General features: G+C 44.3%; 13 protein-coding genes. 9 read left to right on the top strand and 4 right to left on the bottom strand.

Features of this window, described 5'->3' with window-relative positions; all coding sequences use genetic code 11:
* Window positions 1–152 precede the first annotated feature (152 nt).
* The gene (locus LZG73_RS02635; RefSeq protein ID WP_233845944.1) at window positions 153–611 is read left to right on the top strand and encodes an Atg14 domain-containing protein; all 459 of its coding nucleotides are present in this window, start codon (window positions 153–155) and stop codon (window positions 609–611) included.
* Between the two features lie 68 nt (window positions 612–679).
* Here the strand turns inward: LZG73_RS02635 and ctlX are convergent, their stop codons facing one another.
* On the bottom strand, window positions 680–1636 hold the full coding sequence (gene ctlX, locus LZG73_RS02630) for a citrulline utilization hydrolase CtlX (RefSeq protein WP_233845943.1): 957 nt from the start codon (window positions 1634–1636) through the stop codon (window positions 680–682).
* Between the two features lie 54 nt (window positions 1637–1690).
* Window positions 1691–3145 carry an arginine deiminase family protein gene (locus tag LZG73_RS02625; protein WP_233845942.1) on the bottom strand — a complete coding sequence of 485 codons (1455 nt, stop codon included), beginning with the start codon at window positions 3143–3145 and terminating at the stop codon, window positions 1691–1693.
* A 258-nt stretch (window positions 3146–3403) separates the two neighbouring features.
* Between LZG73_RS02625 and sufC the strand changes: the two genes are divergently transcribed.
* The 8 genes from sufC to LZG73_RS02585 all read left to right on the top strand — a co-directional run bounded on the left by sufC (window position 3404) and on the right by LZG73_RS02585 (window position 9787).
* Window positions 3404–4162, top strand: a complete 759-nt coding sequence (gene sufC, locus LZG73_RS02620) for a Fe-S cluster assembly ATPase SufC (protein ID WP_233845941.1) — start codon at window positions 3404–3406, stop codon at window positions 4160–4162.
* 59 nt (window positions 4163–4221) lie between these two features.
* The gene (sufD, locus tag LZG73_RS02615; RefSeq protein WP_233845940.1) at window positions 4222–5541 is read left to right on the top strand and encodes a Fe-S cluster assembly protein SufD; all 1320 of its coding nucleotides are present in this window, start codon (window positions 4222–4224) and stop codon (window positions 5539–5541) included.
* A gap of 87 nt (window positions 5542–5628) precedes the next feature.
* On the top strand, window positions 5629–6855 hold the full coding sequence (locus tag LZG73_RS02610; RefSeq protein WP_233845939.1) for a cysteine desulfurase: 1227 nt from the start codon (window positions 5629–5631) through the stop codon (window positions 6853–6855).
* Window positions 6856–6900: 45 nt separating this feature from the next.
* On the top strand, window positions 6901–7281 hold the full coding sequence (locus tag LZG73_RS02605) for a DUF5618 family protein (protein WP_233845938.1): 381 nt from the start codon (window positions 6901–6903) through the stop codon (window positions 7279–7281).
* Window positions 7282–7293: 12 nt separating this feature from the next.
* On the top strand, window positions 7294–7728 hold the full coding sequence (locus LZG73_RS02600) for a SufE family protein (RefSeq protein ID WP_233845937.1): 435 nt from the start codon (window positions 7294–7296) through the stop codon (window positions 7726–7728).
* 24 nt (window positions 7729–7752) lie between these two features.
* Entirely contained in the window at window positions 7753–8064 is a 312-nt protein-coding gene (locus LZG73_RS02595; RefSeq protein WP_221393148.1) for an SUF system Fe-S cluster assembly protein, read from the top strand.
* A 93-nt stretch (window positions 8065–8157) separates the two neighbouring features.
* Window positions 8158–8586: a BrxA/BrxB family bacilliredoxin gene (locus LZG73_RS02590; protein ID WP_233845936.1), complete on the top strand. Its 429-nt coding sequence runs from the start codon at window positions 8158–8160 to the stop codon at window positions 8584–8586.
* Between the two features lie 91 nt (window positions 8587–8677).
* Window positions 8678–9787: a VWA domain-containing protein gene (locus tag LZG73_RS02585; protein ID WP_233845935.1), complete on the top strand. Its 1110-nt coding sequence runs from the start codon at window positions 8678–8680 to the stop codon at window positions 9785–9787.
* 4 nt (window positions 9788–9791) lie between these two features.
* Here LZG73_RS02585 and LZG73_RS02580 read toward each other — a convergent pair whose 3' ends face one another.
* Window positions 9792–12269 carry a PIG-L family deacetylase gene (locus LZG73_RS02580; RefSeq protein ID WP_233845934.1) on the bottom strand — a complete coding sequence of 826 codons (2478 nt, stop codon included), beginning with the start codon at window positions 12267–12269 and terminating at the stop codon, window positions 9792–9794.
* A gap of 22 nt (window positions 12270–12291) precedes the next feature.
* A complete protein-coding gene (locus LZG73_RS02575) occupies window positions 12292–12918 on the bottom strand; it encodes a 4'-phosphopantetheinyl transferase superfamily protein (protein ID WP_233845933.1) in 627 nt (208 codons plus the stop codon).
* Between the last annotated feature and the right edge of the window lie 10 nt (window positions 12919–12928).

Genomic DNA, 12928 nt, shown 5'->3' with positions numbered 1-12928 from the left:
AAATCAATGCCGCGTATTCGGCATTCGTGACATTGCCCATAAAATTCTACAAAGTCATGCATATACGCCGTATAGTGGTCTGGCAAGTTTTTTGTAGAAGAATTTGTAAGGGAATAGCTTAAAAGTAAACACTAAAAATTAAACACCCAGTTATGAAAAAGATCACTTTGATGGTTGCTGCAATGTTGACCATGGGCATGCTGAGCCTAACCAGCTGTTCAGAAAAAACAAAAGATTCTGCAAATGAAACAGTTGAAGAGGCAAAAGAAGACATGGACGACAATGTTGCCGAAGCAAAATCAGACATTAAAGAAGCTGGTGACGACTTCGAAGCAAAAGTGAAAGAAGATAAAGAATCATTGAAATCTGAGATCGACGAAGCAGTTGCCAAGCTTGATAAAAAAATAGAAGATGCTGACGCCAAAATGGAAAAAGCAACGGATAAGGAAAAAGAAAAGTGGAGAGCACGCAAAGCAGAATTGAACGAAGAAAAAGAAGATCTTAAAGCTTCCTGGAAAAATGTTCAGGACGAGACTGCCGAAAAGTGGGATGGTTTCAAAGCAGAAACAAAAGAGAAAATTGCAAAAGCGAAAGCTGATATCAGAGATTAATTGTTCTATTAGGGTTACGAATTTCAAAAATGCTCCTTTTTTGGGAGCATTTTTGTTTTAACCATTGGTCACTTCATAGGCAAATGGATCTCCGTCATCATGCAACGCGCCGATCCGCCGCCGTTTCCCTCTATAATGTTCAGATCGGTGTGTAAAATCCGGGCATAATCGCTCAGAATCTGGTGCTGATGATCGGTCAGCGACTCGTAGGCTTGGGTGGACATGATCAAAAACTTTTCAGCCTTGGTGTTGCGCACAAACAGCATATTTCCTGCGAAATGGCGCACCTGATCCAATGTTATTTCAATGATGTATTTTTTGGTTTCTTCCAATGCGGCCCGCACCATTTGTCGCTCATCCGGATCTTTAATCGCTTCCAGACAAATCACAGCAAAAATATCACCGACGCACATGATCACATTGGTGTGATAAACAGGCTTGCCGTTTTCGTCTGAGGCAGAAAATGCAATAATTTCATAACCCAATGCGTCAGCAAAAGCATCAAGCACTTCGGGATGTGTGCGGGGGGAGAGGCAGGCATAAGCGATTTTATAACGCCTGTCGAAAACCATGCTGCCCGTTCCTTCCAGAAACTTGCCTTCCTTTTCAAAATAAGTCAGGTCAATGATCTCCTCAATTTTAAATTGCTCACTCAGTCTTTCGATGATGTCCGGACGTCTTTCCGTCCGTCGGTTTTCGGCCATCAGCGGATACAAGACCACTTTCCCGCTTTGGTGAAAAGAGACCCAGTTATTTGCAAAAACAGCATCCGGACGAAGCAATTCATCATTATCGTCAAAAATATGCAGCTCAATGCCAGCTTTTGCAAGTTGATCGATCATGAGGTCAAACTCTTCCCTGGCGATCTGGCGGGTTGTTTCGCTGTTGTTGTGTGCGAAAAGGTCCTGCTGAAATTCATTGCTTTCAGCGGTTTCGTTGTTGAAGCCAAACTGCACCGGCCTGATCATCATGATCCGCGAGGTGGCTTGTGGCTGCGTTTGGACGGATGATGTAATGACGCGCATAGGAGTTGAATTTAAGTCAATGCAATTTACAATTGAAACGCGGCGAATACAATATTAAAATTCCCTCGCAATGGGCATGCTCATGCAATGTGAGCCGCCGCGTGCCCGGGAAAGCTCGGCAGAAGGAAGCGTGATAAAAGTGTCGGTCAATGTGTCGGGCGACAGCTCGTCATTCTCGAATTTTTGCAGTAAATCTTTGGCACTAATGACCTGATAACCCTGCTTTCTGAACGCGTCCAGTGTCTTGTCATTTCTGTCATAACCCACGACCACACCATCGTTTAAAGCCAGCAAGTTGCAGGAATCCGTCCACTGCTCTCGCTCACCATAAGGAAATTCGTTGTTTCCGGAATAAATAAATTTAACTGGCTCTTTAACGCCCAAATCGTCGACGCTGATTGAGGTCAGCAAGTCTTCCAGGTTGTCAATTTCCGTTGGCTGCTGCACATTGTCTTTGGTAAACTGCATAATCCGGAATTCCTTATTTGTGTCCTGCGGCGCGAAGAAGTGAAGCAAATCTTTCTTCTTTGCCTCGTCGCCCAGGCGGGCAAGTGATCCCAGGAGCACCCAAACATTCTTCTTGACCTGTGTAAAAATCGTGTCAATGTGCATATAATCCCGCTTTTTCGGAATTTTCACAATGGTGATCTTGGAAACAATATTTTTTCCAAAAAGTAATTTCATCACTTGCTGCGCGGCATAAAGGGACGTCCGCTCGCTGCATCCGATCACCAGGTGATTCGGCGCGACCATCATCACATCGCCTCCTTCAAGCGTGCAGCGTTGAAAATCACTTGCTTTTTCATCGTCTGGCAATAAAAAGTGACGTTCATTTTCCGGAATCTCAATGATGCGCTCTTTGACATTGGCAAACATGGGATGATAAAAGAAGACAAACTGTGACAGAATGGACTCACGCGTCCGGGCAGTTTTGGCAGGTTTATTAAGCAAAATATGGTCGTTGATCACAATGCCAATGTCACGCATAAAGATCAGATTAGGCAGTGGCGCGAACAGCATTCGCTTGTCAGAATAGGAGCCGGAGATAAAAATCCGGGCAAGCTCATGCGGGTCAAAGGCATTTAATTCCTCCTGAACCTTGAACGAACAGCGCTCAATGCCACAGATCGCAGCAGTTAATTTTACGCGGACTTCGGCGTTTTCGAGAATCTCGCCGAGGAGTTTCTGCACATCCACCACGCATTCAGACGCAAAGTAGTTTTCCCCACCTGGAATGAAAAATGAGCGTGTGACATCGCCATCAATGTCAGCCAGTTTTCCCTTGATTTTTTCCGGGTCGAGGAAATATAAAAGGAGCTTTACATAATAGTCATATTCGTCGCGCCGCATGGTGTCCAGATGCACAATGTCTTCAAACAGCCAGTCCTGGGCCTTGCTGGGAACCACTTTTCCCAGCCCGCGATCGGGGCTGTGGATGAGCAGCCGCTTTAATTTGCCGGTTTCCGTAGAAACATTGATCACAGTTCCAGCTGTAAATTCTGTCGTCATAAAGGGTTGATTGAAGCCTGTCCTGCGCAAAGTAATTGTTTCTTTTTCAATTAAAAAGATGCGCTTCGGCAACGGTCTCACTGGCAGGCCGTTTGCATTATAAATATATCTTTTCGGGGAACAAGGCTTTGTTTAAAAAGGTTGTAGAATATATGCAGTCGATGACTGCAGGCCTTTGCCGCAATTTTCTTTTACGCTCAAAGCGTGTTACTTTTGCGGTAAATTCACCACGAACTGTATTTTAAGAATAAATAAGTTATGCTCTCTATTAATGACTTGCGTGCCTCAATTGAAGGTAAGGAAATATTAAAAGGCATCAATCTGGAAATCAAACCGGGAGAAGTGCATGCGATTATGGGCCCTAACGGCTCAGGAAAGAGCACTTTAGCATCTGTTTTGGCAGGAAGAGAAGAATATGAAGTTACAGGCGGCTCGGTTGTTTTTGAAGGAAAGGACATTCTCGATATGGCTCCTGAGCAAAGAGCAGCGGAGGGCATCTTTTTAGCATTCCAGTATCCTGTTGAAATCCCGGGTGTTACGACCATTAACTTTCTAAAAACAGCTGTTAACGAAATCCGGAAATATAGAGGAGAAAACCCGCTTGATGCTGCGCAGTTCCTGAAAATGGTCCGCGAAAAAGCCAAGCTTGTTAGCATGAACGACTCACTTTTGAAACGTGCTTTGAACGAAGGTTTTTCAGGCGGTGAAAAAAAACGCAACGAGATTTTTCAAATGGCGGTTCTTGAACCGAAACTGGCGATTCTTGACGAAACAGATTCCGGATTGGACATTGATGCATTGCGCATTGTGTCGGAAGGCGTAAACTCTTTGCGTTCCCCAGAGCGCGCCACGATTGTGGTAACGCACTATCAGCGTTTGCTGGATTATATTGTTCCTGATTATGTGCACGTGCTGTATAAAGGAAGGATTGTGAAATCCGGTCCGAAAGAACTGGCTTTGGAATTGGAGGAGAAAGGATATGACTGGATTAAAGCCGAAGTTGAAGCCGTTGGTTAAGAATGCTTTGAGGGCTTCCTCGAAGTGCTTAACATTTAAAGCACCATATTAATAAATCAATGAGTATCGAAACAATAGATTTGAAAACGAGGCTGGTCGCGGATTTTCACGCCCGTGAATCTGTTTTGAATGGTGAGGCTTCATCGGCATTGCACCAGAAAAAACGCGCGGCAATGGCTCAGTTCGATAAATTGGGATTTCCAACTCCAAAAAACGAGGAATGGAAATATTCGAATGTTAAGGATCTGATAAGCGTTTCTTATAATTTCAATTCAGACAGTTCCCTTGAACTGGCAGATCTGGAAGACTTGAAAATTCCTGCGCAGGATGCCAATATTGTCTATTTTGTAAACGGACATTACCATCCGGCGCTTTCACGCATCATTTCTTCACAAGATCAAATTACGATCAGTTCGCTTTCGGAGGCATATAAGAAGAATCCTTCTTTGGTCAATTCCTATTTCAATGAATTGCTGAAAGAAGACCAAGACGCTTTTACTTCGCTTAACACGGCTTTCGCACAGGATGGGATTTTTATTCACATTCCTGATAATCAAACGGTTGAACATCCGGTGATCCTTCGGTTTGTAAGCGACGCCAGGGCGGAAAATGTGGGCAGTCAGCCAAGAAATATCATTGCTGTTGGTAAAAATGCGCATGTCAAGCTTGCAGAAGCTTTCCGGACATTAGGTGGTGCCCGCTCATTTACCAATTCTGTCACTGAAATATTTATCGGAGAAGAAGCTGGCGTTGAATATTATAAAGTTCAGAATGAGAGCGATAACGCATATCATGTGGGCACAACACAAGTGCGCATGCTGGACCGCTCGCAGTTTTATGCAGGAACTGTGACTTTGAATGGTCGCTTTACCCGCAACAATTTGAACATTATACTTGATGGCGAACGTTGCGAAGCGCATATGTACGGACTTTATTTCCCGGACGGCACGCAGCATGTTGATAACCACACCGTTGCTGATCACCGTAAGCCAAATTCAGAAAGTAACGAGCTTTACAAAGGGATTTTGAGAGATAAGGCAAAGGGAGTTTTTAATGGAAAAATCTTTGTTCGTCAGGACGCTCAAAAAACCAATGCTTTTCAATCTTGCAAAAACATTGTTTTGTCCACCGAAGCGACAATGAACACCAAGCCCCAGCTTGAAATTTATGCTGATGACGTGAAGTGCTCGCACGGAACCACGACTGGACAAATCGATGAGGAAGCGCTTTTTTACATGCGTTCACGTGGCATTTCCCGGCCGGAAGCAATGGCATTGTTAATGTTTGCTTTCTGTGCTGATGTTGTTTCACAGATCAAGATAGATTCTGTTCGTGAGTATTTGGAAAACGTTATCGCTCAGAAGCTTGCGTCGAAATAAATAGCCCGGTTTTACTGGGATCAAAATTTTACTATTACCCAACCTGTCATTTTTTGGGTTGGGTTTTTTTCTTAAATACACGTCACAATGAGCAACAATCTCGATATAGCATCCATCAGAAATGACTTTCCGATTCTGAATGAAATCGTGAATGGAAAGCAACTGGTATATTTTGACAACGCTGCGACGACGCAAAAACCGCATTTGGTTTTAGATGCTTTGTCTGGTTATTATGAACATTACAATGCCAACATTCATAGAGGAATTCATCATTTGGCAGAAAAGGCGACTTCTGCATTTGAGCAATCGCGCCGTCGTTTGCAGACATTTCTGAATGCGCCGCTTTCTGAGGAAATTATTTTTACATATGGCACCACGGATGGCATTAACCTCGTCGCGTCAAGTTATGGCCGCACATTTTTGAAAGCTGGTGATGAAGTGATCATTTCAACCATGGAACATCATTCGAACATTGTTCCCTGGCAAATGCTCTGTGAAGAAAAAGGCTGCATTCTGAAAGTAATTCCTATCAACGACGAAGGTGAATTGTTGATGGATGAGTATGAGAAGTTGCTGACAGATCGGACTAAATTTGTGTCAGTTGTGCATGTTTCCAACTCGTTGGGCACGATTAACCCAGTTAAAGAAATTATTGCGAAAGCCCATGCTGTGGGTGCGAAAGTGCTTTTGGATGGCGCGCAGGCGAGCTCGCACTTGCATTTGGATGTACAGGATTTGGATTGCGATTTTTATTCATTGTCACTGCACAAAATCTACGGCCCGACCGGCATGGGGATTTTGTATGGCAAAAAAGAATTATTAGACGCAATGCCTCCCTATCGCGGAGGCGGTGAGATGATTAAGGAGGTTACTTTTGAGAAAACGACTTACAATGAGTTGCCATACAAATTCGAAGCTGGAACGCCCAACATTGCGGATGTTGTAGCATCGAAATTTGCTCTGGATTATGTGGACACATTGGGCAAATCCAACATTGCGGCTCACGAAAATATGTTGCTGCAATATGCGACGGAAGCGGTTAAAGAAATTGAGGGGCTGAGAATTATTGGTCAGGCAAAAGAAAAAGTGAGTGTGCTTTCATTCGTTATTGATGGCATTCACCACCAGGATATGGGCGTGTTGCTTGATCAGCAAGGCATTGCCGTTAGAACGGGGCATCATTGCACGCAACCGCTCATGCGACGCTTCAACATCACCGGAACCACCCGCGCCTCATTTGCTGTTTATAACACAACCGACGAAATTGACTTGTTAATACAAGGTTTGCATAAAGTGAAGAGAATGCTCGGTTAATCTTGGTAAGTTAAGCTTGAATTTAAACCAAAACTATATACACATATGCCCAACACAGTACAAGAAGCAAAGCGTTATCTCGACAATGCAAAGGAAATTTTAAGAGAGAAAGCGCAGAAAGAGGATGGATTTTATCAGGACAAAAAATATGTAAAGCTGGCCGGACACGCTGCTTATACAGGCGTGCTGGTTGCATTGGATGGGCTTTTGGAAAATAAAGCCAAAGGAAGAAAGGATGTCGATTGGTATAAAGAGAGGTTGGCTAAAATGGATAAAAAGGCGCTCAATGCATTCAATGGAGCCTACGACACACTTCATTTGGCGATGGGTTACGACGGAAATCCGGTTGCCGAAGTTTCCAAGGCAGGACTCGAAACAGCCGAATCCATAATTCGATGGGTGGAAATGAGAACGGCTGCCGCATAATTTAAAACTACAATGACCATAAACGAGATACAGGACGAACTAATTTCGGATTTTGAATTGTTTGATGATTGGGAGAGCAAGTACGAGTATATTATTGATCTCGGAAAAGAATTTCCTCCGTTGGAAGAACAATTTAAGACGGAAGAAAATATCATTAAAGGCTGTCAGTCAAGGGTTTGGCTGAATGCTTATTTAGATGGCGAGTTGCTGAAATTTGAGGCAGATAGCGACGCAATTATCGTTCGCGGATTGGTAAGCATGCTTGTGAAGGTTTTATCGGGACATACGCCGGAAGAAATTGCTAGCGCTAACCTTTATTTTATGGAGCGCGTTGGATTGCATCAGCATCTTGCACAAACCAGATCGAACGGACTTGCATCCATGTTGAAGCAAATGAAGACTTACGGGGTCGCTTACCAGGCAAAGTCATTTAATGCAGCCAGTTAATTTAGATTTGTAAATAACAATAAAATGTCAGAGGCAGAATTAAGGGAAGAAGTTGTTAAGGCCATTAAAACCGTTTACGATCCGGAAATTCCCGTTGATGTTTACGAACTGGGTTTGATTTACGATTTGAAAATATTCCCCGTGAACAATGTGTTTGTATCCATGACCTTGACGTCGCCTTCTTGCCCATCGGCGGGAACATTGCCAGGAGAGGTGGAGCAAAAGATCCGTGAAGTTGAAGGCGTGAATGATGTTAGTCTTGAATTGACATTTGACCCACCTTACACAACGGAAATGATGTCGGAAGAAGCCAAGTTGGAACTCGGGTTCATGTAACGCTTTTCCTTTTCATATTTAGTGCATCGAAGGTCCGAGGCACCTGCCGAAAGCCAATAATATAAATATCTCGTAACTTTAATTTTTAGAAATATGTATCCACCACAATTAGTGGCTCCAATGAAAGCCGAACTTACACGCGTAGGTTTTCAGGATTTGACAAGTGCTGAGGAAGTTGATAACTTCATGCAGACCACAAAAGGAACAGCTTTGGTTGTTATCAATTCAGTTTGTGGATGCGCGGCTGGCGCAGCCCGTCCGGGTGTGACGGCAGCATTGTCTCGCAGCGAAATTAAGCCTGATCATTTGGCAACAGTTTTTGCTGGTGCAGATGTAGAAGCAACTGCGAAAATGCGTGAATACACATTGCCATATCCTCCATCTTCGCCAGCAGTGGCGCTTTTTAAAGATGGCGAGCTAATCCATTTTGTTGAACGTCATCACATTGAAGGCCGTTCTGCTGAGATGATTGCACAACATTTGCAAATGGCATTTGAAGAGTTCTGCGCGGAAGAAGCGTAAGGAACTTCAATACATTATTAAATATGCGGCTACTTTCGATTAAATTTGAAAGTAGCCGTCTCTTTTAGAGATCTAATTTCAGCCCGATTTTATGCGAGGACATCGTTTTTCTAAATTTATACCAGCCGACCAAGGCGCCAACAGCAAGTTTGATCAGCTTTTTGACATATTTCAGCAACTGCTGCTGATGACTTCCGGCGATGTGACTGAGGCAATGTCGTGGCTTAGCGAGCTGGATCGCCAGTATACTTTGACCAATGATTCTTACGGGATCGGCGACTTCTTCGACGACCTTAAAAAGAAGGGTTACATCAAGGAGGAGCAGCAAGAAGGCGAAAGCAAGATCATCATGACGCCCAAGGCTGAAAAAAGCATTCGCAAAAGTGCTTTGGATGAGATTTTTGGGAAACTAAAACGCTCTAAAACCGGTGGAAATCACCACACGCCGCATATGGGCGTCGGGGATGAGTTGAGCAGCGACATTCGTCAGTTTCAATTCGGCGACACGCTGGATCAAATTGCAATGACCGAGTCCATTAAAAATGCGCAAGTAAATCACGGCATCGGTGATTTTATGTTGATGGAAAATGACCTGGAAGTCGTTGAACGTGAGCAGAAAACAACCACTGCGACGGTTGTAATGATCGACATTAGTCATTCCATGATTTTGTATGGAGAGGACCGGATTACACCTGCGAAAAAAGTGGCGCTGGCATTGGCGGAGCTAATCAGAAGCAAATATCCGAAGGACTCATTGGACATCATTGTCTTTGGAAATGATGCATGGCAGATCCAGATTAAAGATTTGCCTTATTTGGAGGTCGGGCCGTATCATACGAACACAGTTGCAGGTCTGGAACTGGCGATGGACATTTTGCGCCGTAAGAAAACGCGTAACAAGCAAATTTTCATGATAACGGACGGCAAGCCAACATGCCTGAAAGAAGGCATTCGTTACTATAAGAACAGCTTTGGCCTCGATCGCAAGATTATCAGCAAAACGTTGACGCTTGCCGCACAATGCCGGAGATTGGACATTCCGGTTACAACATTCATGATTGCAACCGACCCATATCTCAAACAATTTGTCCAAAACTTCACGCAAGTCAACAACGGACGCGCTTATTACAGCAATTTGCAGGGATTAGGCGGTTTTGTGCTAGAAGATTTTCAACGCAACCGGCGCAAAAACGTCAAATAACGGCTTACTTTTTACCGGCGGATATCATGTTAGCAAACAGCCGATATGCGCCGGTAACACCAGCCGGCAGCTCCCGGAAAAACGACAAACCCGTATAAATGTAGTGTCCTTTTCCATACTGCGCGTAAAGCACGCCCCCTTCCTTTAATGTCTCATCTTTGTCATTGGCAGAAAATAATGCCTGATAATTCGCTTTATCCCAACTCTGCGCAAAATATAAACCGCGTTCCTGAATCCAGCCGTCAAAATCCTTTTGTGTGATCTTGTTTGGATAATTTAGCAATGGATGTTCAGGTAAAAGAAAACGCATTTCTGCATCTTCTTCGGCAACCCGGTCGCGGCTTAGTTCCAAGGGATAAGGACCAATTTCCTTCACTTTCCGGTCACCAGGAATTGTATATTGAACCACCATTGTTCCGCCTTTTTTGACATAATCCATCAGTTTTGGCTGAGCATTGGCGAGATAACCCTCTGTATTGTAGGCTCTAACACCCACAACAATTGCATCATAAACGCTCAGGTCTTTGGCCAAGCCTGCTTCATTCAGCATCGTAACCTGACAATCCATTTGTCGCAAAGCAGTTGGAACGTCGTCGCCGGCGCCAGCAATGTAACCGATGTTTTTGACAGTCGTTTTAACATCAATCCTTGCCAGTTTCGCTTCCGAACTTGGGAAAATGGTTTGACTTGGAATATGCTGGTAAGCGATTGTTCTAAGTGATCTGTCATAAATTTTTCCGTCAACGGTGGCAGTTGCTCTCAACTTCGCTTCCTGATTGTTCGCAGGTGGCGTGATGATGAAAGAGAAATTTTGCTGCTGATATTTGCCCGACAACTTAAACTCAGCGGATTCCGGCACTGCCTTCCAACCAGCAGGAATTTCCGGTTTGACCGATCCGCTGACATTTTTTCGCTGCGCCTCCACAACGATGGTCACCGATTTTGGTTCAAGAGAGGGAAATATGAACACCGGCTCCGTGATTGTCGCCGTCACTGCCGGACGGATTTCAAATGCTCTGTAAATTTCACCTTCGGCCGGATCTGTGCTTTTGTAAATCCACGGGCGCGACAATGTGAATGGCTGCCCGCCAATTTGAAATTTAAATGTTGTTACAGTTTCAGGCCTGTTCTCTGGAAATCCTATATCTTGTTGATTATCAATCTGAAACAAGCCTTTGTCAATCGGTTTTTCTAGCCAGTAAGGTTGCGTCACTTTCAGGTTAGCGGGCAAAACCGGATTTACCGCAAATATTTCCAGTTCATTATCGGCAAGCGTCATGTTCACTGAGCTGTCTTTTTCCTTTCCGGTCCAATGCAGGGCGACAAGTTTGACGGGATAATCAGATCTTTTTACAACAGAAATCTTAACGGCCGCCGTGTCTCCGGCAACTTGCGAATAATCGTCTGGATTTGTCTCAAACCAAAGTCCTGCGCATTGCAAAATGAGCTCCTTAACCTCTTCTTTTTTTGCCTGAACGTAAATATTTGTTGAATCGAGTCGAATTAACGCTGCATTGATTTTCAACAACTCGGGAATGGAGGCCGAAGGTTTATTGACTGAGAAACTTTTGATCGCGTTTGTAATCATGGGCTGAATCCTGTCTCCTCCTTTCACACGTTTCCAGGAAACATCAATGCCGTCAAACAAGCTTTTCTGCGCTGGTTCGCCGACTTTGTGCAAAAAATAATCAATGCGCGCGCCGCGTTGCGGCGAACTTCCAAAGCCCTGGCTTTTGTGCTGGCTGCGGCTTTGGGCTGCAATTTCGGTGTAAGAAGTTCCCAAAACCGGATTATAGCCGCCAATCTCAACGGAAATGAACGGACTTTTTTCTTCGGTGGGTTGCTTGTTGGTAAAACCCGGTGTGTAAGTGTTCCAGACGAGCCTTTTCGCCTGCCACGGTTTTACAAATTTCAATTGATCGGGATAGGATTTTGGATCAGCTGCGAGGCTGAAACCTTGCTCAGCCAGAAAAGCAGAAGTCTGGTGGTGACCGTGACCCGCGCGCGGATCAGGCGGAAAGCGGGTGATAATGACATCCGGCTGAAATTTGCGGATCATCCAGACCACATCGCCCAGCACTTTGTCTTTATCCCAAAAATTCAATGTTTCTTCGCGCGTTTTGGAAAAACCAAAATCATATGCTCTTGAAAAAAACTGCTGGGCACCATCAATGCGGCGCGCGGCCAGCAACTCCTGCGTGCGGATGACACCAATGTTATAACCTTGCTCCGCTCCAATGAGATTCTGCCCGCCATCGCCTCTGGTCAGGGACAGGTAACCCGTTCTAACCAATTGATCCTTCGATAAATACGAGAGCATCAGCGTATTTTCGTCGTCGGGATGCGCGGCAATGTAAAGCACAGATCCCAGCACATTCAATTTCTTGATGTTTTGAAAAATTTCACTGGAAGACTGTGATGGAACTTGTGCGGAAAGTTGGAAAGCGGACAGAAAAAGGATAATTGTAAACAGTCGGGGCATAGCAGGGTTAGGTTTTTGTATTTCAAATGGTCCAGGCCAACACATAATTATTAAATGTTTCAAACTGCACCATCACGGAATTACGCGTATTTTCTTTCAGAATAGAAACCTGAATTTTTCCGTTTTGGTTGCTGGCGAAAGGATTTGTAATAATATGTTTTTTCAAATCAAGATCCGCGTCGCCTGCATATTTAAACACAGCCTCTTTGGCGCACCAGATCAAATGCAGCAGCAAATTATTATCCACATTCACCCATTGCTGTTCCAACGCATTTAGAAAATAATCAGATCCTTTGGAAATTGACGGTTTCATCAATTGCAAATCGACACCAACGGGCTCACTATCATGAATATACACGCTCACATAATCTCCCGAATGAGACATTGAGATTTGATGCTTGTCACCTTCAATATGCGGTTTGCGGTTTGTATCGTAAGCAATCAGCGCGGCTGCGGGAAGCATTTCTTTCAACAAAACGCGACAAGCCAGCCACTCTTGTTTTCGTTTATCGTTCCGCTTATCGTCGAGCGGATGCAATGCAGATTCGGGCAAATCAGCCATATCCTTCAATGTTGGCCAACTTTCGGTAATATGCCAGAGGCCAAGCGATGCGTGTTGTGAAATGCTTTTTATATAACTGATGCCCATTTATTGCTAT

The sequence above is a fragment of the Dyadobacter sp. CY326 genome (assembly GCF_021390515.1).
Lineage (GTDB): Bacteria > Bacteroidota > Bacteroidia > Cytophagales > Spirosomataceae > Dyadobacter.
The sequence above is the reverse complement of the archived record's forward strand: the minus strand, read 5'-3'. Positions and strand labels throughout refer to the sequence as shown.